The sequence below is a fragment of the Rhodococcus sp. ACPA1 genome, assembly GCF_002300195.1.
GTDB lineage: Bacteria > Actinomycetota > Actinomycetes > Mycobacteriales > Mycobacteriaceae > Rhodococcus_F > Rhodococcus_F opacus.
The window spans coordinates 440,386-460,574 of the sequence record NZ_NSDX01000001.1; the positions used below are offsets into that span (position 1 = coordinate 440,386).

The following is a 20,189-nucleotide window of genomic DNA, read 5'->3' on the forward strand; positions in this document are numbered from 1 at the left end:
GTTCGAGGCCACCTTGTCACCTGCCGGACGAGGATCTCGTATCCGCATGGAGGGCGCCGTGAGTCAACTCTTGTGGCACGTGCACCGCTTGCAGTCGATGAGCCCGCGCGAGGTGGCGTGGCGTGCGAGTCGAGCGGGTCGGAGCCTGCTTTCGCACGGCGGGCGCGGTGCGACGAGTGACGCAGATCTGTTCGGGACGCCGGAGGCGGACTGGGACGCCGCGTTGGCGAGATTCCGGGAATGCGCCGGTCGGCCCATACTTCTGGACCGCGGCCGGGCCACCGTCATCGCGCGGGAACATCCGGCCGGGGTCGAGCAGGTGATCGCGGCTGCCGAGCGCGTGGCCGGTGGGCGATTCGCCTACTTCGGTTACCCGGAAGCGATGCTGCCGGAGCGGATCGACTGGCACTACGACCCGCATTCGAAAGTCGGCTGGCCAGTCGTGCCCGCATCCAGAATCGACCACCGCACCGCGGATGGTGATCCGAAGTGGATCTGGGAGCTCAATAGACTCCAACATCTGACCTGGCTCGCCGAAGCGTGGTTGTTCACCGGTGAGGAGCGATTCGGCGACGCGGCGTTTCGTCAACTCGATTCGTGGATCGAGCAGAATCCACCGGGCATCGGCATCGGATGGCGTGGTGCCTTCGAGGCGGGGGTCCGCTCGATCTCGATCGCGGTGGCACTCCAGGGTCTGCGGGATTCGCCGGCGTTGACGACCGCGCGGTTTCGGGCCGTCGTCCGCGTGCTCGCCGAGTCTGCCCGTCGCTGCTGGGACGAGCGTTCACGGTTCAGCTCGGCGAACAACCACCTGGTAGGGGAAATGGCAGGCCTGGCCACAGTGTCAATTCTTCTGCCGGACCTGGCCCGTGCCGAGTCGTGGGAGAAGGACGCGATCCGCGTATTGTCGGCCGAGGCCGGGCGGCAGATCCTGCCCGATGGTGCAGGCGCCGAGCAGGCAATGGGATACCAGATCTTCACCTCGGAACTGCTTCTCACCGTGGCGGCGTTGCTGACGCTTCGTGACGGTCGACCACCCCCGGAGTTGATCGCGGCCGTCGACCGGAGCGCGGACTTCATCGCAGCACTCGTCGGTGATCGTGATCCGGAGCCGCACTACGGCGACGACGACGAGGGCTTCGCGCTCCGGCTCGGCGCGGAGCCGGTGCGCACAGCCCGAGATCACCTCGGCACGGTGGGCGCGGTGACCCGCAACACGGCGGCACGTCGGGTGGGCCGCACGACGCTGTCGGCGGCCTGGATGAACTACGCTCGCACAGAACCGGTTTCCGGGGCGGAGTCCTTCCCCGAACCTGGTCCTCGTAGCTTCTACGCCCTGCACGGCGGTCTCGTCGTGCTGCGCGCGGGCGCGCGCCGGCTGACTGTCGACGTCGGGCCGCTCGGTTACCTCTCGCTCGCTGCACACGGGCACGCCGACGCCCTCGCAGTGACGCTGAGCATCGACGGCGACGACGTGATCGGCGACCCCGGCACCGGCAGCTACTACCGGCACCCCGACTGGCGCGCTGCTCATCGGGGTACTCGCGCTCATGCCACCGTGTGTGTCGACGGCCTGGACCAGTCGGTCGTCGGAGGGCCGTTTCTGTGGACGGAGCACGCCCGGGTTCGGGTGCGGTCGGTCGACCTCGAGCGCTGTGTCGTCGATGCCGAACACAGTGGCTACAGTCGGCTCTCGCAGCCGGTGGTGCATCGGAGGTGGCTCATCGCGCCGCCGGATCGGGGCAGCATCCTCGTCGTCGATCTCATCGCCGGCCGAGGCCGCCACGAGGTACGCACGTCGTGGCCGCTGTCGCCCTCGCTGGACGTGACGCCGCTCGAGGGGGGGCACCTTGCCAGCCGCGATGGGGAGCCGATTCTCCAGCTGGTCCACAGCGCCAGCAGTGAGTTGATCCGGTACGAGGTACGAGGTGACGCCCAGCTCGGTCTCGGGTGGTGGTCGCGTCGGCTGGAATCGAGAGAGCCGGCATGGTTGGTCGGTGGGTACTGCACGGGCGACGTACCGGTTGTGGTTGCTTCTGTGCTCAACCCACTGGACGAACGCATGGCGTGGGCTGAAGACCTCACCGTCGGGGTTCGCGATGGATGTCTCATCGCGAGTTGGCGCGAGGGGAGCGCGGAAAATCGGGTGGAAATCAACCATTCGATTGGACACGCGTCTAGAAACGGGGACGTAGTATGGAATGTGTCCTTATAGCAAACTTCGCGGACTCTACTGGTTTGGGCGGTTGTCATGAGCGCGACCGAATTGCATATGCGTCCATCCGCGCGGCGGATGGTCCTGAGCGTCTTCGGGCTGGGCTACGTCGGATGTGTTTCGGCGGCGTGCCTGGCGTCCCGGGGTTTCCCCGTGGTCGGGGTGGACGTCAATCCCTCGAAGATCGAGTTCCTGCGCCGGGGCCAGACCCCGGTGTTCGAGGAGCGGATCGGCCAACTGATCGCGGAGGTGGTGGAATCCGGCCTGCTCACCGTCAGCGACGACCCGGCCGCCGCCGTCGTCGCGAGCGACGTCACGATCGTCTGTGTCGGCACCCCGTCCGCGCCGGGGGGAGGCCTGGCCACCCGCTATCTCGAGCGTGCGACCGACGAGATCGGCGCCGCGCTGGCGACCAAGGACAGCTTCCACGTCGTCGTCTATCGCAGCACCATGGTGCCGGGTACCTGCGAGGAGATACTCATCCCGCGTCTGGAACGTGCCTCGGGCAAGCGTGTGGGTGTGGACTTCGGCGTCTGCGTCAACCCGGAGTTCCTGCGTGAAGGCAGCAGTGTGCGCGACTTCCTCAATCCGCCCAAGACGGTGGTCGGGGAAAGTGACGAGCGCAGCGGGAAGCTGGTGACAAGTCTGTACGACGGGCTCGGTGGACCGCGGTTCCGCGTGCCGATCCCCGTCGCGGAGATGGTCAAGTATGTCGACAACAGTTTCCATGCCCTGAAAGTGGGGTTCGGCAACGAAATCGGAGCCATCTGCGCATCTCTGGGGCTCGACTCGCACGCAGTGATGGACATCTTCCTCGCCGACACGAAACTGAATCTCAGTGCCGCCTATCTGCGTCCGGGATTCGCTTTCGGTGGCTCGTGTCTCCCGAAGGACGTGCGCGCGCTGATGCACACTGCTCGAATCCACGACGTCGAAGTGCCGGTGCTGGCGAACGTGCTGGTGTCGAACGAGATGCACCTGCGGCGGGCAGTGGACCAGGTGATCGCGTTGGGTAAGCGCAGGATCGGCATCTTCGGTCTGTCGTTCAAGCCCGGCACCGACGATCTGCGTGAGAGCCCGATGGTCGAGTTGGCCGAGCGACTCATCGGCAAGGGCTACGACGTCAAGATCTGCGATGCCAATGTGGCACTGTCCAGGTTGTTGGGCGCGAACCGCGACTTCATCGAGGAACTGCTGCCGCACATCGGTGAGGTTCTCACCGATGACGTCGACGCCGTCCTCGATCACGCAGAGGTGCTCATCGCGGGGTCCAGGGAGCCCGCAGTGGTGGCGGCGGTCAACCGGGCGGGCGCGCAGCACACGGTCGTCGACCTCGTCCGGCTCCCGGGCGCCGAGGAGCGGCGCCGACGCGAAGGTTATGTGGGTTTGGGGTGGTAGCGGTGAGCGAATCGTGCCCCCTCCCTGTCTTCAGCTTTCTGACCACCGCCTACCGGACCGAGCAGTATCTGGCGCAGACGATCGAGTCGGTGCGCCGCCAGACCCGTACCGACTGGGAGTTGATCGTTGTCGACAACGGATGCTCCGACGAGATCGCGTCGATAGTCGGTTCCTTCGCATCCGACAGCCGGATCAGACTGGTGAGACAGGAGAATCGCGGATACGAGGGCGGTGTCACGGCTGCTGCCGACCTGGCGCGCGGACAGTACGTCTGCGTGCTCGACAGCGACGATCTGCTGATGCCGGACTTCTGCGCGCGGACGGGGGCGGTACTCGCCGCCGACCGGGCCGTCGACGCGGTCGGCTGTGACGCCCTGCTGTTCGACGATCACGGTGGCGCACCCAAGGGATACCTACGCTCGATCGGATTCAGGGCGCGACCGCACCCGGCGCAGCCTCTGGCACTGACCGAGATGCTCGCGGGATACATCCCGTACTACACGGGCGCGGTTCGGCGCGAGGCGTGGATCGCTGTGGGTGGCTACGAGCACGCGACACAGGAAGTCGAGGCGGACGTGGTCATGTGGCTGAGGCTCGTCGATTCCGGATTCGATGTGCGCATGCTCCCTGATCGCCTCGCGCGCTGCCGTGTCCGGAAGGACTCGGTGTCCCGCGACCCCGCCGGGGTCGAGGCGTTCGATGGGCGCATCCAACGGTCGTTCCAGACGGTCGCCCACTCCACGAGCCGGGCCGAGGACCTGGACGCGTTACGGAGCAACCTACGGCGGTTGCGGTACCACCAGGCTATGCGACGGGCCCGACGGTCGCTGCTCGAAGGAAACCTGGCCGTGGCGCGTGGCGAGGCGAAAGCAGCGTTCGCGCAGCGGCACACGCTCCGCGCCGCCCTGGTGACGTGCTCGTTGTCGCTCTTTCCCGACACGCTGCGCAGGCTGCATCCGGTCAAGCATCGCGTCACCGTTGCTCTCGGACACACGATCGGTCGGCGCAGCAAGTCCGTGAGTCGGCCGTGAACGAAGGCGGCGCAGTGGGTTCGCCGACACCCGGGCGCGCACCGGAGTCCGGTGACGTGGAATCTGCGCCGGCGCCCGGGACCGCCGCGGTCGGCACACTGAGCGGCATCCTGCGCCGCGGAGCCGCGATGGCCGCGGCGGGTCTGCTGATCGTGCAGAGTGTGACGTTCGTGCAGACGTTGGTGCTGGCGCGGTTGCTGAGCCCCGAGATCGTCGGCGTGTTCGCGGCGGGCACGGTGATGACCACCTTTCTGGTGGTCGTCACCCACGGCACGTTGGCCCAGGCACTCGTTCAGCGTGAGCACGACATCGAGAATGCGGCCACCACCGTGTTCTGGGTGACCCTGGGCACCGGGCTCCTCATGAGCCTGGTCATGCTGGCGGCATCGCCGTTGATCGGACGCGTATTCGACAGCCAGGCGGTCGGGACGGTGGCCGCTGCCATGTCGGGTTCGATGTTCTTGATCGCGATCACGTGCGTCCCGGATGCCTTGATGCAACGCCGTTTCCAGTTCAAACGCCGGATCATCGTCGATCCGGCAGTGGGCATCACCTTTGCGGTGGGTTCCATTGTCTTCGCCGCGCTGGGGTATGGCGTGTGGTCCCTGGTGATCGGCTCGTATGCGTCGATGCTCGTCTGGATCGTCGCGAGTTGGTGGCTGTCCCGATGGCATCCGTTCGGTGGGCGGTTCTCGTTTCGGATCTGGCGCGAGATGGCGGTCTTCTCCTTTCCGCTACTACTGGACGGCGCAGCCGCACGGGCACAGGAGGTCGTCGAGTTGACGATCATCGGCCGCGGGCTGAGCGAGGCTGCGCTCGGCAACTATCGGTATGGCCGCAGGATCGCGTTGCTCCCCGGCATGGCGATCGTCCAGGTCTGCTCGTATGTGCTGTTTCCCGCCTTCGCCCGCATCTCCTCCGACTCGCGGCGGTTCAAGGATGCTTTCCTACGCGCTCTGAGTTGGATCTGGCGGGTGGCGATGCCGGCGGGGGCACTGATGGTCGCAGTCGGTGAGCCCGCCGTCGTGGTGCTGCTCGGCGAGCCCTGGCGTGGCGCCGGAGTGGCGGTGGCATCGATGGCGGGCATGGGACTCGGTGTGGCGATGAACTCGGTGAGCGCGGAGGCGATGAAGGGAGCCGGCCGATCCAGCCGCATGAACTGGATGACCGCAGCGGGCCTGCTGACCGGAGTTCCCTTACTGCTGCTGTTGCTACCTCTCGGTCTCGCCGGGGTCGGTCTCGCGGTTTCCGGCGCGGCGATCGTCGTGGGAATCACGGGGCTCGGACTCGCGCGCTCGGTGATCGGGGCATCGGGCGGCGAGATAGCCCGGGTGATGGTCCCACCGGTGATCGCCTCGCTGGCTGCGTTCGCGGTGATCGCGCCACTCGAACGGTACGTGGTGCACTCGGACCAGCGGTCGATCGCGGTGGGACTCGCGTCGATAACCCTGGAGTGCGTGGCGTTCCTGATCGCCTACCTCCTGTCCCTTCGGTTGATCGCACCATCCGCCTTCGCCGAGATTCGGGCGGCCGTCCACACGATCGCCGGCCGCGTCGCGGGAGGGGAACGCTAGGTGCGCAGTACAGCTCGATGGTTGCGCTGGCCGTTCATCTGCGTGGTCGCCGCGGTCCTCGGCGCGACGGCAGCAGGTGTGCCGACCTATGTCGAGCCGCAACTCGACGAACTCCACCGAGCCGATGCGATCCTGGTTCTCGGTGGTCCCGGCCACGAGCGCTATACCTACGGACTCGACCTCGCCCTCGAGGGGCTCGCCGGGCATGTGGTGTTGTCCGATCCGAGCGGTGGATCCGACGAGTGGCTCGATCGACTGTGCGGAGCGCAGTTCGCGTTTGCGGTTGTCTGCTTCGATCCCGACCCCGCGACCACCGCCGGGGAAGCGAAGGCATTTCGCGATCTCGCGACGGCCGGCGGATGGAACAGCGTCATCGTGGTCACGTTCACACCGCATGTGTCACGGGCTCGGTACATTATTCAACGCTGCTTCGGCGGGGACGTCATGATGGCGGCCAGCCCGGCGGACATCTCTGCCGCCGACTGGGTGTGGCAGAGCGGCTATCAGACGGCGGGGTATGTGCGGAGCTTGTTCCAGCCAGGCTGCTGACGTTCCCCGTCAGTGATGTCCACCACCCATTTGCCGGTCAACCCTGGAAACTGCAATTGCACCTCCGGGAGCAGGTCGGCGACCGTCAGCAGCACCACGTCGGGGTCGTCTGCGAGCAGCTGCGCGGGGGAGATGATCGGGACATCGGTGCCGGGCATCCGCCGGCCCTGTTTGGCGCGGGACGCGTCGGCCACCGCGCACAACACACGTCGGTCGACGCCCGCACGGCTGAACAGGGCAACTGCCCGCGACGCCGCACCGTATGCGTAGACGCGTTGCCCGCCACCTGCCATCGCGGCGAGCCAGATACGCAGCGAGCTGACGTGGTCGTCCGCGGTCTGCTGCAGGTGGCGGATCGATCGCGGCTTGCACACCCCCATGGCGTTTTCAGCCGCGAGGATTCTGCGGACGGTGTGCGACGTGCCCGACCGGGCGCCGTGCCGGGCGGCAACCAGGACGGTGCCACCGTACAGGTCGAACTCCCACGCGTACGAAAGGCTCATCCCCACATCCGTGAGCATCCGCCGTAGGGCGGTCAACGAGTAGTACGCACAGTGTCCGTGCCGCAGCGCGTTCCATTGCCCGTGGGTGACGATCGTGGTGAGCGAATGGAATTGGATCAGCAGTATTCCGTCGCTTGCGGTAGCGTGCGCCCGTTCCCGCAGTGACGCCCGTTGATTCGGCTCGTGCATCAGGCCGAAACAGTCCAGCACCACCGAGGCCGGGGGGCCCTCCGGCAGGGAGGTGAATCCTCGCTCGGCGAGTAACTGCAGCCAGCTGCCACCGTGCGGACTGCCGAATTCGATGACACTGTCGCCGTTGAGGAATCCCGATGCGGCGACCGCCTCGACTGCGGCGGCCGCCTGGTTTCGCAGCGCCTGCGGTTCGACGCCCCGCGGCTCCTCCGGCGTCGTGTCGTCGTGCGCCAACTGCGCGAGGCCGCACCGCCGGCACAACTCCATTGCCAACGGGTGCGAGGACTCCGCCGGATCAACGGGGGACCAGTGCGGCGGGAAATAGTCCGCGGCGGGCGTGCGCCCCAGATCGAGGACCCGCACCGTGTCGGACGAAGTGCACCCGCGGCAGATCATCGAGACCACCGGGACGCCTGGAAACGCTGAATTCGGCGGGGCTCGTGGGGCACGATGGTGGGGTGCGGGCGAAATTCACCGAACTCGAGGGCGTCGTGCTCTTCACGCCCGACCCGTTCCGGGACGGGCGGGGCTTGTTCACGCGCACTTTCGACGCGCGGCTCTTCGATGCTGCGGTCGCGGACCGGACTCCGGTTCGCGCGGCGGACTTCATCCAGGACTCCCAATCGCGGTCGCGGCGCGGGGTGATCCGCGGAATGCACGGCAGGTCCGGTCGCGGCGAGGCGAAGCTGGTGCGATGTGCGCATGGCGCGATCCACGATGTGCTCGTGGACATCCGGAGGACGTCGCCGACTTTCGGACGCACGCAGGCGTTCACCCTCGACGATGACACGTTCGCGCATCTGTTCGTGCCACCCGGATTGTTGCACGGGTTCCAGGCCCTCACCGACTGCGCCGATGTCTGTTATCGCATCGACAGGGAGCACGACCCGGCAGAAGACCTGGCGGTGGCCTACGACGACCCTGACCTCGCCATCGCCTGGCCGCTCCCGGTGTCGTCGGTGAGCGCGCGGGACGCAGCTGCCGCGAGCTGGGCAAGTCTGATGAAGTCGCTCTGAGGCGCGCGCACGACCGTCGTCAGTCACGGCCCGCACCGACCCGCTGGAATCGGAGCGACGCGTCGAGCAGACCCGCGGTTTGCAGCGTCCGCAGGTGGGCCAGGCGGGTGAAGCGCGTAGTGAAGAGCTCTTCCGTGAGCCCCCAGCGGACGTAGTTCTCGTACAGTTCGACCGCGCCGGCGACGACGGTCCACTGCGGTGCGTATCCCTCGAGTGCCGTCCGGATCGCGCTGAAGTCGACGCGATACGACCGCGGATCCGGTCCTGTCTCACCGGTGACGTCGACGGTCGAGTTCGGCACTGCCGAGGCCGCGGCCTCCGCGATCTGCGCCACGGTGACGTTGTTGTGCTCGGTCCCCACGTTGTAGGCGCGGCAGTGAATCGCGTCCACGGGCGCGACGAGTGCGGCGCAGAATGCAGCGGCGATGTCGCGGGCGTGCACCAGTGGGCGCCATGGCGTGCCGTCCGACAGCACTCGCACGGTGCCGGTCAGCATCGCGACGCCGACGAGATTGTTGAGGACGATGTCGGCGCGCAGACATGGCGAGAACCCGAACGCGGTCGCGTTTCGCAGAAAGACCGGCGAGAACCCCGAGTCGGCGATGGCGGTCACGTCCTCCTCTACGCGCACCTTGCTCTCCGCGTACGGGGTGAGAGGGCGGAGGGGTGCCGATTCGGTCACCAGATCCTCGCCCGCCGAGCCGTACACCGAGCATGTCGATGCGTACAGGAAGCGTTGCACACCGGCGTCTTTCGCGAGCCGGGCGAGGTGCAACGACGCGTGATGGTTGATGTCGAAGGTGATCTCGGGGGCCAGTGAACCCAGTGGATCGTTCGACAGCGCGGCAAGATGGATCACCGCGTCGAAGCCGACGAGATGTGACGCCGTCACGTCGCGGATGTCTGCGTGGATCGACGGAACCTCGGCACTGTCGGGTCCGAGGATGCAGCCGGCGAACAATCCCGAGTCGAGGCCGACGACGTCGTGGCCGGCGGCGAGCAGACACGGAGCCATGACCGAGCCCAGGTAGCCACGGTGTCCGGTGAGGAGCACTCGCATGTCAGGTCCTTCCGAATCGTATGTTCGCCTTCTCGAGAACGAAGGCCTCGGCGTGCAGTCGCCGGCACTGCACACCCCGCAGTCGGGTGACGCCGAGGAACGCTTCTTCGTCGAACCAATCGCGGTCGATCTGGGACGGGTAGTGCTTCAACAGAACCCGGGCCTTTTCCTCCGCGACCGCTCGTATCAGAGGATGGAAGACAGTGGGGTGGGGGGTGTCGGTCTCCCATTTGAGGATCTCGTAGCCCAGCACGAGATGGTCCCGAAACACTGTCGGTACGAGTTCGGCCAGTAGCCGGTGATCCTGGTGGGCATCCCCGCGATGCGGAGCGAACACGATGTCGGGCTCACATCGTCGCCGGAATCCCTCGAGTGCAGTCTTGATCGGCTCCCAGTATCCTGGCGCGTGGCCGTCCGGAACGTCGAGGACGTCGAGTTCGAGGTCGGCACCGGGGCACAGTGCGGTGAGCGCGTGCCGTTCCTCGATCTCTCGCCTGGAGTCGTTGCCCGACAACACCAGGGCACGCACTCGGAGTCCTGGCGAACTGGACGACAGAGTCAGCAGCGTCCCGCCGACGCCGATCGCGATGTCGTCACAGTGTGCGCCGAGAACGGCGATCTCGGCGACCTGCGGGGTATGGAGGTCGAGCATGACTATGACACCGCCTGCGGTTGCTCCCACACCATCCACGGATGGATGCCCTTTGCGTAATTCGCGTCGAGTTCCGCTCGCTCCTTGAAGGTGTCGGCAGGTTTCCAGAAGCCCTCGTGCCGGTATCCGAACAGGCGGCCTTCGCCCGCCAGGGTTTCGCAGACATCCGCCACCAGATCGCCGCCCGGTGGGAGAAGGTCGAAGATCTCGTGGCTGAGGACGAAGTAGCCACCGTTCTCCCAGATCGGTAGCCGACCGACCGGTATGATCTCCTTGACCTCGCCGTTGTCGGCCACGTTCACGCAGTGGAACGAGGACTGCGGCGGAACGACGAGCATCGACGCCGCGGCACCGGATTCGTGGAACTTCGCGACCACGTCGTCGAGGGGAGCGTCGGTCAGGACGTCTGCGTAGTTCGCGAGAAAGTATTCGTCGCCGTCGAGGTGCCGTCGCACGCGGCGCAGTCGTTCACCGATCGCCGATTCCAGACCTGTGTCGACGAACGTGATGGACCAGTCGCTGATGTCGGAATGCAGAAGCTCGATCTTGTTGGCGTGAAGGATGAAGTCGTTGGACTCCGCTTCGCGGTAGTCGAGGAAGAACTCTTTGATGGCCTCGGCGCCGTACCCGAGGCAGAGGATGAACTCCTTGTGCCCGAAGTGGGCGTAGTAGTGCATCACGTGCCACAGCAGGGGCCGGGGGCCGACCATCTGCATCGGCTTGGGGATTGCGTCGCTGCGGTCGTTACGCATGCGCATGCCGTAACCGCCGCAGAACAGGACAACTTTCATGTCGTGAGCCTCCTTGACACGGTGTCCGGCTGGAAACCGGCGCTGTGCAGGGAGGGGAGTGGAAAGACCAGTTCCCCGCCCCACTCTGTGATGTATCGCAGTTGTTCGGTCAGTTCTGCCTCGAGATTCCAGGGCAACGCGAGGACGACGTCGGGGCGATCCTTCTCGATCTGCTTCGGGTCGAGGATCGGAATCCGGGTGCCGGGCGTGAAACGACCGTGCTTGTAGGGATTCCGATCGACCGTATATTCGAGTAGGTCCGGACGAATTCCGCAGTAGTTCAACAGCGTGTTTCCCTTGCCCGGAGCGCCGTAGCCGACGACCGTCCGGTTCTCGGCCCGGCAGTCCAGGAGGAACCCGAGCAACTGCTGTCGTACAGCCCTCACCCGAGGCTCGAGTCCGAGGTAGCCGTCTACGTCGTGCAGGCCGGCCGTCTTCTCCCGGTGCAGCACCTCGGCGACGCGGCGAGTCGGCTCCCGGCCGACGGCGCTGGGACGCGCCCAGATCCGTATCGATCCCCCGTGTGTTTCCAGCAGTTCCACATCGACGACTGTGAGGCCCGCCGTCGCGAGCGCGCGGGTCGCGGACAGCACGGTGTAGTACTGGAAGTGCTCGTGATAAATCGTGTCGAATTGCGCGAGGTGGACCAGATTCAAGGCGTGGTGAACCTCGATGCTCAGCCAGCCGTCGTCTGCGACGAGGGTGCGGAGAGAGCGAGTGAATCCGAGAAGGTCCGGGACGTGCGCGTAGACGTTGTTCGCGACCACGAGTTCCGCGGGGCCGTGCTCCGCTCGAACACGGGCGGCGAGGTCCTCGTCCAGGAACGCGGTGAGAGTGGGAACCCCGCGCTCACGCGCGGCCGCACCGACGTTGTGCGACGGTTCGATTCCGAGACAGCGGATTCCGGCGGCGACGCAGTGTTGCAGCAGGTAGCCGTCGTTGCTCGCAACCTCCACGACCGACGAAGTGTCGTCGAGGCCGAGTCTGTCCGCGGCCGAGGCGACGAACCTCCGCGCGTGCTCGACCCAGGAGTCCGAGAAGGAGGAGTAGTAGGCATAGTCGGTGAAGGTGTCTTCCGGCGTGATCAGTGCAGGAATCTGCAGGAGCAAGCAGTCTTCGCACAGCCGCAGGTGCAGTGGATAGGTTACTTCCGCAGTGTCCAACGCGGCTTCGGTCAGGAAGAGTTCACAAGGCGGGGTCGCGCCCAGGTCCAGGATGCTCCGCATCCGGTCGGAGTCGCACAGTCGGCAGCGCACTGCAGTCTCCCTTCACCCCGGGGAGGTCATGACGTTCCTGTCAGGTATGTCACACCACGGGTCGTCGATCCACTCAATAAACCACACTTCATGTCACCGTTCAAGGCTCAAAACCAACTTCGGGTATGTTAAGTGCGTACAAAACCATTTTTCGGAATTTATCGAATTAGTCCAGGAGGTGGAGTAATTTGTGGCCTCGAAGAGGCGGCTGGCGGCTTCGGGGACCAATGACGCAGACGGTGGATTCCCGACGATGTATTGTGAAAATTCGACCTCCAAAATGCAGGAGGCCGAACATAAATTGTCCTTGTAGGCCATATGTTCCGATGACATCGGAGGGGTGCCCGGTGCCGTTCGTCATTGTCGAACGCGAAGAGACGTTGGTCGCTGGACTGGCTGTGCGCAGCCCCAAGCGGGCGCTGGGGGAAGCGCGCGACAAGGCTCTCGAGAAGACGTGGTCCACCCTCCTCGCGCAGAATGTGGATCGTCCGTTGGCCTCCGCCTACGTCGACCACGCTCCTGAGATCAATTCGTATTACACGCAAATCGTGGGGTACGAGTGCTCCTCGATAGATCAGGTAGGGCGCGGGCACCTGGTATCGCGGATTCCTGCGGGAACCTATGCGAAGTTCTCCTCGGTCGGCACATTCCCTGATCTCTTCGACGCCCTCTGGGGGCAGATTCGAGACGCGGAGGAGTCACAGCAGATTCAACGGTCCTTCACCGGCGATTTCGAGTTCTACCCGCATGCTTTCGGGATCGATCTTTATGTGGCGATAGTGCCACCCGCCACCAGGCAGGGGCAGCAATGAGTTTCGAAATTGTCAAGCGTGAGTCGACTGATTTCGGTGGCCTCGTTCTCCCGCGCATGGAGTTGGGTTCGTCGGCGCATGCGACCGACCTGTTGAAGTTCACCCGCGAGCGCGTCCAGCTGCGCGGCGTCGAGGAACTCACCACCGTCTACGTGGCGGTCCCGGAGCTGGGATGGACGGCCGTGATCGGGTATCGCTGCATCGACCTCGACCACCTCGAGATCGGCGACGTGCTGGTGCGCGTCCCGGCCGGGTATTTCGCCAAGTTCACACCCGACGGGCGGACGTCCGACCCCATCGAAGATGTGTGGATCCAGGCCGAGGTGGCCGAGAAGGAGGGGCGCATCGAGCGCGCTTACGCGGAAGAGGTAGAGGTCTTCCGTCCTCCGAACAACGTCGAGTTGTTCATTTCCCTGACGTAATTCAGGCGCGTTAAATACCGACCTGAAGTTTGTTTCAGTGCCTATTTTCGGCACCACAGGTGACAAATCCGGAGTAAACGCGGAAAATGAGTAGCCGCGGGGCTGTGACCGGGTGTTCGTGTGTCCAGTTCTTGGGGTCTTAACGTAACCCGTGAGTCCCCGGAATTGCCGCACCAACTCCGATGGGAAAGCCAATGCCTGTTGAACAGCTGTCACGTCCGCAGACCGACGTACGGTCGACCGAGACCATATTCGACCGAACTCTGAGTGTCTGGGATCCCCGGTCGGAGTGTCGCTTCGTCGTGGCCCGGCCCTCCGACGAGCCAGCGCTGTGGGATGCATATCTCGAGGGCGCCGTGACCGGCTATCGCAAGTACGGTGCCGAGAAGGCCCTCGAATACCGCCGGATACAGGATGGCGACACCACTGCAATGTTCGTTGTCGCGATCGAGCCGCAGGGCTCCGTCGCGGCGGGCGTCCGAATCCAGGGACCCTATCTTTCCGCAGATCAGGCGCATGCGATCACGGAATGGGGCACCCATCCCGGAGCTCCCGCCGTCCGCCGGATGATCGAGGACCGGTTGCCGTTCGGCGTGTTGGAGGCGAAGGGCGCGTGGGTGTCGGACAGCGCCGGCAGGCGGGGTGAACTCGTCGGCGCACTGGGCCGATTCGCCACCTATTCGATGGATCTGCTCGACGTCCAGTTCATGCTCGCAACCGCGGCAGCCCACGTTCTGGACACGTGGCGGTCCTCCGGCGGGGTGGTGGCCGACCATATTGCTCCTGTGCCTTACCCCGATGACCGCTACGAGACGCGGCTGATGTGGTGGGATCGGAGTAGGCGCAGGGGCCGCGCCGAATCCATGCAGTTGGCCCAACTGTTACTCACGACGTCCCGCTCGACGCCGTCGGCGGACACAGCGACGGGGACGGGAGGAAACGTCGTCCGGCCGATGCGGAGCGTCTCGTGAACGAATCCCGCGGTGACTACACCGCACTGCTGTTCGACGAGGGCCACTCCGGGGACGCGGCGGTACTCGACCGTCTCCGCCGCGACCCCGCGGTGGTCTTCGTCGATCGACTCGAACAGCAGAGGGACACGCTCCGCACTCTTGTTCCCGCGCCCGATCCCTATGTGCTGGACGAGACGCCGGTGTGGGCGTACTACTCGTGGCGACGCACCGTGGTGCGGTTGCTCGGCCCCGCAGCGTTCCGGCTGCTGCGGCTGGACCGTAATCGGAACAAAGTCACCGCACCGGAGCAGGAACGACTCCGCGACGTGACGGTCGGGATCGTCGGGCTGAGCGTCGGCCACGCGGTTGCGCTGGCCCTCACCCTGGAAGGGGCATGCGGCGGCCTGCGGCTCGCGGACTTCGACACCCTCGAACTGTCCAACCTGAACCGGGTTCCCGGCACCGTTCTGGACCTCGGCGTGAACAAGGCAGTGGTCGCCGCCCGCCGTATCGCGGAGATCGACCCCTACGTCACTGTGACGTTGTGGGAGGACGGTCTCGACGTCGAGTCGGTGGCCGAATTCCTGGACGGCACGGACGTGGTGATCGACGAGTGCGACTCGCTGGACGTCAAGGTGTCCCTGCGGAGGGAGGCCCGTCGCCGGGGTCTGCCGGTGCTGATGGCCACCAGCGACAGGGGCCTGCTGGACGTCGAGCGGTTCGACCTCGAACCGGATCGCCCAATCTTCCACGGAGTGATCGGCGACGTCGACGTGGAGTCACTCGCCGGTCTCGGCGCGCGGGACAAGATTCCGCTCGTCCTTCGGATTCTCGACGCCACACAGTTGTCGGCGACGATGGCGGCGTCGCTGGTGGAGGTGGACGAGACCATCTCGACCTGGCCGCAGCTCGGGGGCGAGGTGTTGCTCGGCGGGGCGGAGGTCGCGGCGGCGGTGCGGCGCATCGTGCTCGGACAGCCGCTCGCGTCGGGTCGGTGCCGCATGGATCTGGACGGGCATCTCGATGCCCTCACCGATCCGCCCAGATCGCACGACCTGCCGGAGGCGCCTGCGGATCGTGCGGCGGCCGCAGCCTCGTCCGATGCCGTCGACGCCGTCGTGAATGCCGCGGCTCGCGCGCCTTCCGGCGGCAACGTTCAGCCGTGGGCGATTGCGGCGGACGAGGAGGGGCTGACCATCTCCCTGGCCCCGACGCACACGACGGCCATGGACGTCGGATACCGCGGCAGTTGTGTCGCGATCGGCGCCGCCTTGCACAACGCCCGGATCGCCGCGTCGGCCGCCGGTCTGCTCGGCGCCGTGACAGTCCGCGACGGGGATCTGGGACTTCCCGTCGCCACGATGACGTTCGGCAGCGGAAACGACCGTGAACTCACCGACCGCTACGAGCACATGCTCGACCGGACCACCAACCGCAGGCCGGGCGTGCCCCGGCCGTTGGACGACACGCAGGTAGGGCTTCTCTCGGATGCTGCATCTCGCGAGGGCGCACGCCTCTGCCTGGTGACCGACCGGGACGACATCGCGACGATCGGCGCCATTCTGGCGGAGTCGGATCGCATCCGATTCCTCACTCCTACCCTGCATCGCGAAATGATCGGCGAGTTGCGGTGGCCGCTCCTTGATTCGGTCGAGACCGGCATCGACGTTCGCGCACTGGAACTCGACTCGGCGGAACTGTCGACCCTTGCGCTGTTGCGGAGACCCGACGTCATGGAACGGTTGGGCGCACAGGACGCGGGACAGGCGCTGGGCAAGTCCACTGCGGACCGCGTCGCGTCGAGCTCGGCGATCGCCGCCGTCGCGATCCCGGGCAGCACCCTGCGGGACTATGTGCGCGGCGGCCAAGCGACCGAATGCGTATGGATCTGCGCGCAGGCGCTCGGGCTCGCCGTCCAGCCGATTTCACCGGTATTTCTCTACGGTGTGGAAAGCGCAGAACTCGAACAACTCTCACCACGATATGCGGCACCATTGGAGAGGCTGCGGAAGGAACTGTTCGACGTCGTCGGAGCGAAGGGAGGTGAAGCGCTCGCCCTGGTGTTACGGCTCAGCCATGCGCCGGGCCCCTCGGTTCGGAGCGAGCGCCTCGCCGATCGGGTTCGTAGGCGGATATCGTAAGGACAGGAGGGCCCGTGAACACCGAGAAGCAAACCGAGAAGCTCGAGACCCTGGTGACAACCGTGGCGTCCCGGCTCACGCCTGTCGATGCGGTCTCGTTCAAGCCCGTGGCCACCCGCGTGTTGCAGGATCTTGTGGAGCATTTCGAGGTCGACACCAGCTTCCTCCGGTTCACCGACCACGACATCGCCGCGACGGTCCTGATCGCGGAATACCCACTCCGGCCCTTCATTCCCGACCCCGACCCGCTCGGCGTCGTCTATTTCAAGGACGCCGACTCGACGTTCGCCCAGATCGAGCACCAGAAGGAAGTGGCCATCTTCCGGCCGGAGGTGTCCGGTCCGGATTACAACGAGCGGGTCCGCGAGGCGTCCGGAGTGCCACAGGTGTCGCTCGCGGCCGTTCCGCTGCTGTCCGGTGAGACGACGACGGGCACGCTCGGATTCATCAAGTTCGGCGACCGCGACTGGACGCCGCCGGAGCTCGACGTCCTCAAGGCCATCGCCGCGCTGCTCGCCCAGGTCCAGGCGCGCATCGTCGTCGAAGAGCAGTTGCGCTACTCGGCCGACCACGATTCCCTCACCGGACTCAGTAACCGGCGCGCGCTCTACCACCACCTGGACACGCGCCTCGCCGAGTCCGAACCCGGGCCGGTCGCCATCCTGTTCCTCGACCTGGACCGGCTGAAGCCTCTCAACGACTTCTTCGGTCACGGAGCCGGCGACGGGTTCATCTCCACGATCGCGGACCGGCTCAGATCGAGCAGCGAGGCCGACGACCTCGTCTCCAGGCTGGGCGGCGACGAATTCGTGCTCGTGCTCGGCGGATCGGTCGGTTTGCAGGAGGCGGAGGCGCGGGCGCAGCGCATCCGCGACGTCGTGACCGAGCGGGTGCGTCTCGGCCGCGAGGTCGTCAGTCGCAGTGTCAGCATCGGCGTCGCGGCGGGATATCCGGGTAAGGCGACCACAAGTTCACTTCTCAGCCAGGCGGACCAGGCCGTCATGGTCGCGAAGACCAAGGGCGGTAATGCGATCAGCGTCTTCACGGACGAGATGCAGGAGGAGAGCGAGAAACGCAACATGATCGAGCTCAGTCTGCGTGCGGCCATCGCGGACGAGTCGCTGTTCCTCGAGTACCAGCCCGAGGTCGACCTGCGGACCGGCCGCATCATCGGGGTGGAGGCCCTGGTGCGGTGGAATCACCCGCTGCTCGGGTTGCTGCAGCCGGCGTCGTTCATCGACGTCGCCGAGGCGACGAATGTGGCGGGGGAGCTCGGGCGCTGGGTGATCCGGAAGGCCTGCCGGCAGTGGGCCGACTGGCGGTCGCAGGTTCCCGAATTGGATCTGGATCTCAGCGTCAACGTCTCGCCGGGGCAGTTGGCCGGTCTGGATTTTCTCGACGTCGTTGCCAGTGCGTTGACGGAATTCGACCTTCGGAAGGGCGCGCTGTGTCTGGAGATCACCGAGAACGCTGTGCTCAGTGACCTGACCTGGACGCGTGAAGCGCTCGAAGGGCTGCACGCGATGGATGTCGAGGTCGCGATCGACGACTTCGGCACCGGGTACAGCTCCCTCAGCCACCTCAAGGCGCTGCCGGTCGGGACGCTGAAGATCGACAAGGGCTTCGTGATGAACCTCGACAGCAATGCGGGGGACCGGGCGATCGTGAAGTCCATCATCGGCCTTGCCGAATCGTTCGGCCTGGAGCTCGTCGCGGAGGGCGTCGAGAACGTCGAGTCGGCCCGGCAACTTCTCGACATGGGTTGCCATCGGGCGCAGGGCTTCCTGTTCAGCCGCCCGGTCTCGGCGGAGAAGATCGGCAAGTTGCTGGTCGCGGGAGCGATCGAGGTCGGGCTGTAGGTCGCCCGTGGCATAACAACCATACCGAAAGTTTGGTTTAATTCATTTTAAATAATGCAAGTCATTTGATTGCGGCTATAACAGACTCGGAGTATGTTTTTTAGTAATCAGTTCCGGGGCTCGATCGGATCGACGCCACGGCGGGTGGGTTCCGAGCATGGGTTTGGCCAATGTGCGAATGTGGAAGCGATGTCGAAGCGCTGAGTGTGTCCGAGAGGACCCAGCTCCTCATTAGATCCGAATGTGCACGTGTCCGAACGGGGGCGGGAGTACCGACGATCCCCGGCCGTGCCCTGCCCGAGCCTCCGCCTCGACGACCGGACTGGGAGCGTTCGTACTTTCGCGCTGCGTTCTGCAGCGATCTCCTCTGTGTCTTGGCTGCGGACCTCTTCGTCACCGTCGCCTATCGCCACCTCTCTCTCGGGTCTCTTGGGGCGTGGCAGGGGGGTCTCGCAGTTGCGGTCGCGGTTCTCGTTCTCTCGATGCTCTCCCTGGCTCTGGCGCATGCATGGGATCCACGCGTTCTCGGCAGCGGTGCCGAGGAAGTGCACAGGGTCGGACGAGCGTATGTGTGGGCCATCGCAGTGATGGCTGTCGCCGGGTACGCGCTCGGCACCTCGAACGGGCACTCGTGGGTGTTCGGCGCTCTTCCGCTCGCGGCCGCACTCTCGGTGCTCGGACGCTATGTGCTGAGGCTGGAACTGCGCAGACGCCGGAGATCGGGGGGCAATCTGCGCTCCGTCCTCGTGGCCGGCGACGTCGCGGAAGTGCTCGAATTGATCAAACGAACGCCTGATATCTCCCAGGCCGGGTGGCGCGTCGACGCTATCTGCCTGGCCGATGTGAGACCGGGTGAAGAGCTTCCGCTTGCAATCGAGGGCATTCCGGTGATCGGGACGGAGAAGGACATCGTCGGAATCGCGAGGCTGCATTCCTTCCAGGCGATTGCGGTTCTCCCCTCGAGCGGCTGGACCCCCACTCGAACCGAGCGGCTCAGCTGGGAACTCGAGGGCACCGGAACCGACCTTCTGATCGCGCCCGTGCTCATGGATGTGGTCGGTCCGCGCCTGCATATAGCGCCTGTCGCGGGAGTTCCGTTGATGCAGTTGAGCGCGCCGACGTATTCGGGCCCGGCATGGGTCATCAAGAATGTTCTCGATCGGATCTTCGCTCTCGTTCTCGTCATCGGCATCGCTCCGGTTCTTCTGATGATCGCCTGTGCAATTCGCGCCAGCAGTCGTGGTCCGGCGTTGTTCAAACAGATCCGCGTCGGGCGGGACGGCGCGCTGTTCACGATGTACAAGTTCCGCAGCATGGTGGTGGGTGCCGAAGGGCGACTTCGTGAGCTCGCGGCGTTCGACGAGGGCGCCGGCGTGATGTTCAAGATTCACGACGATCCCCGGGTCACCCGTGTCGGCAAGTTCATTCGCCGCTACTCGCTCGACGAGCTGCCGCAGTTGTTCAATGTCGTGACGGGCAGCATGTCCTTGGTGGGCCCACGTCCACCGCTGGAGTGCGAGGTGGCGCGATACGGCGACGACGGTGCGCGGCGTCGGCTGTTCGTCAAACCGGGACTCACGGGTCTGTGGCAGGTGAGTGGCCGGAGCAACCTCAGCTGGGAGGAGTCGGTGCGTGCCGACCTGCATTACGTCGAGAACTGGAGCCCCACGCTGGATTTGCTGATCCTGTGGAAGACGACGCGCGCAGTGCTTCGGCCGAACGGCGCCTACTGAGGGTGCGTCGACTCCGAGTCGGCCATCGGGTC

At 65.6% G+C, this 20,189-nt stretch carries 17 protein-coding genes; 12 read left to right on the top strand and 5 right to left on the bottom strand.

Annotated features, from left to right (window positions below; translation table 11 throughout):
- Positions 1–58 precede the first annotated feature (58 nt).
- From CJ177_RS01930 to CJ177_RS01950, 5 genes are read left to right on the top strand one after another with little or no spacing between them, the layout of a single operon-like run.
- Positions 59–2,215: an alginate lyase family protein gene (locus CJ177_RS01930; RefSeq protein ID WP_257014340.1), complete on the top strand. Its 2,157-nt coding sequence runs from the start codon at positions 59–61 to the stop codon at positions 2,213–2,215.
- 36 nt (positions 2,216–2,251) lie between these two features.
- The gene (locus CJ177_RS01935; protein ID WP_231914293.1) at positions 2,252–3,613 is read left to right on the top strand and encodes a nucleotide sugar dehydrogenase; all 1,362 of its coding nucleotides are present in this window, start codon (positions 2,252–2,254) and stop codon (positions 3,611–3,613) included.
- A gap of 2 nt (positions 3,614–3,615) precedes the next feature.
- Positions 3,616–4,644, top strand: coding sequence for a glycosyltransferase family A protein (locus tag CJ177_RS01940; RefSeq protein WP_061041544.1), 1,029 nt, complete (start codon positions 3,616–3,618; stop codon positions 4,642–4,644).
- A gap of 14 nt (positions 4,645–4,658) precedes the next feature.
- The gene (locus CJ177_RS01945; protein WP_231914292.1) at positions 4,659–6,218 is read left to right on the top strand and encodes an oligosaccharide flippase family protein; all 1,560 of its coding nucleotides are present in this window, start codon (positions 4,659–4,661) and stop codon (positions 6,216–6,218) included.
- Complete coding sequence (locus CJ177_RS01950; protein WP_231914291.1) at positions 6,219–6,767, top strand: YdcF family protein; 549 nt, start codon at positions 6,219–6,221, stop codon at positions 6,765–6,767.
- Here CJ177_RS01950 and CJ177_RS01955 read toward each other — a convergent pair.
- On the bottom strand, positions 6,722–7,858 hold the full coding sequence (locus tag CJ177_RS01955; RefSeq protein ID WP_061041542.1) for a class I SAM-dependent methyltransferase: 1,137 nt from the start codon (positions 7,856–7,858) through the stop codon (positions 6,722–6,724). The two genes, CJ177_RS01950 and CJ177_RS01955, sit on opposite strands and share 46 nt — an antisense overlap.
- 62 nt (positions 7,859–7,920) lie before the next feature.
- On the opposite strand from CJ177_RS01955, the gene CJ177_RS01960 reads away from it, so the two are divergent.
- Positions 7,921–8,478: a dTDP-4-dehydrorhamnose 3,5-epimerase family protein gene (locus tag CJ177_RS01960; protein ID WP_061041511.1), complete on the top strand. Its 558-nt coding sequence runs from the start codon at positions 7,921–7,923 to the stop codon at positions 8,476–8,478.
- A 19-nt stretch (positions 8,479–8,497) separates the two neighbouring features.
- Here CJ177_RS01960 and CJ177_RS01965 read toward each other — a convergent pair whose 3' ends face one another.
- Genes CJ177_RS01965 through CJ177_RS01980 form a run of 4 tightly spaced genes read right to left on the bottom strand, consistent with a single transcriptional unit; the run spans position 8,498 to position 12,237 of the window.
- Positions 8,498–9,538: an NAD(P)-dependent oxidoreductase gene (locus tag CJ177_RS01965; RefSeq protein ID WP_061041510.1), complete on the bottom strand. Its 1,041-nt coding sequence runs from the start codon at positions 9,536–9,538 to the stop codon at positions 8,498–8,500.
- Between the two features lies 1 nt (position 9,539).
- Entirely contained in the window at positions 9,540–10,190 is a 651-nt protein-coding gene (locus CJ177_RS01970; RefSeq protein ID WP_061700324.1) for a PIG-L deacetylase family protein, read from the bottom strand.
- Between the two features lie 2 nt (positions 10,191–10,192).
- Positions 10,193–10,981 carry a hypothetical protein gene (locus tag CJ177_RS01975; RefSeq protein WP_061041508.1) on the bottom strand — a complete coding sequence of 263 codons (789 nt, stop codon included), beginning with the start codon at positions 10,979–10,981 and terminating at the stop codon, positions 10,193–10,195.
- Positions 10,978–12,237 carry a class I SAM-dependent methyltransferase gene (locus CJ177_RS01980; RefSeq protein WP_061041507.1) on the bottom strand — a complete coding sequence of 420 codons (1,260 nt, stop codon included), beginning with the start codon at positions 12,235–12,237 and terminating at the stop codon, positions 10,978–10,980. Before CJ177_RS01980 ends, CJ177_RS01975 begins: the two co-directional genes overlap by 4 nt.
- Before the next feature lie 347 nt (positions 12,238–12,584).
- Here CJ177_RS01980 and CJ177_RS01985 point away from each other — a divergent pair, with 347 nt between their 5' ends.
- The 6 genes from CJ177_RS01985 (at position 12,585) to CJ177_RS02010 (ending at position 20,157) form a co-directional block, all read left to right on the top strand.
- Positions 12,585–13,049, top strand: a complete 465-nt coding sequence (locus CJ177_RS01985) for a GyrI-like domain-containing protein (RefSeq protein ID WP_054246065.1) — start codon at positions 12,585–12,587, stop codon at positions 13,047–13,049.
- Positions 13,046–13,471 carry a hypothetical protein gene (locus CJ177_RS01990; protein ID WP_054246042.1) on the top strand — a complete coding sequence of 142 codons (426 nt, stop codon included), beginning with the start codon at positions 13,046–13,048 and terminating at the stop codon, positions 13,469–13,471. Before CJ177_RS01985 ends, CJ177_RS01990 begins: the two co-directional genes overlap by 4 nt.
- A gap of 302 nt (positions 13,472–13,773) precedes the next feature.
- Positions 13,774–14,442 (top strand): hypothetical protein, encoded by a 669-nt coding sequence (locus CJ177_RS01995; RefSeq protein WP_231914290.1) that lies wholly within the window; start codon positions 13,774–13,776, stop codon positions 14,440–14,442.
- The gene (locus CJ177_RS02000; protein ID WP_095867174.1) at positions 14,439–16,565 is read left to right on the top strand and encodes an Rv1355c family protein; all 2,127 of its coding nucleotides are present in this window, start codon (positions 14,439–14,441) and stop codon (positions 16,563–16,565) included. Before CJ177_RS01995 ends, CJ177_RS02000 begins: the two co-directional genes overlap by 4 nt.
- A gap of 14 nt (positions 16,566–16,579) precedes the next feature.
- A complete protein-coding gene (locus CJ177_RS02005; RefSeq protein WP_061041504.1) occupies positions 16,580–18,424 on the top strand; it encodes a bifunctional diguanylate cyclase/phosphodiesterase in 1,845 nt (614 codons plus the stop codon).
- Between the two features lie 374 nt (positions 18,425–18,798).
- Positions 18,799–20,157, top strand: coding sequence for a sugar transferase (locus CJ177_RS02010; protein ID WP_231914289.1), 1,359 nt, complete (start codon positions 18,799–18,801; stop codon positions 20,155–20,157).
- Positions 20,158–20,189: the final 32 nt, after the last annotated feature.

What these genes read in the sequence shown, in the direction of transcription:
- CJ177_RS01935 (WP_231914293.1), top strand. Translation starts at nt 2,252, where the DNA reads ATGAGCGCGACCGAATTGCATATGCGTCCATCCGCGCGGCGGATGGTC.
- CJ177_RS01955 (WP_061041542.1), bottom strand. Translation starts at nt 7,858, where the DNA reads ATGATCTGCCGCGGGTGCACTTCGTCCGACACGGTGCGGGTCCTCGAT.
- CJ177_RS01965 (WP_061041510.1), bottom strand. Translation starts at nt 9,538, where the DNA reads ATGCGAGTGCTCCTCACCGGACACCGTGGCTACCTGGGCTCGGTCATG.
- CJ177_RS01970 (WP_061700324.1), bottom strand. Translation starts at nt 10,190, where the DNA reads ATGCTCGACCTCCATACCCCGCAGGTCGCCGAGATCGCCGTTCTCGGC.
- CJ177_RS01975 (WP_061041508.1), bottom strand. Translation starts at nt 10,981, where the DNA reads ATGAAAGTTGTCCTGTTCTGCGGCGGTTACGGCATGCGCATGCGTAAC.
- CJ177_RS01990 (WP_054246042.1), top strand. Translation starts at nt 13,046, where the DNA reads ATGAGTTTCGAAATTGTCAAGCGTGAGTCGACTGATTTCGGTGGCCTC.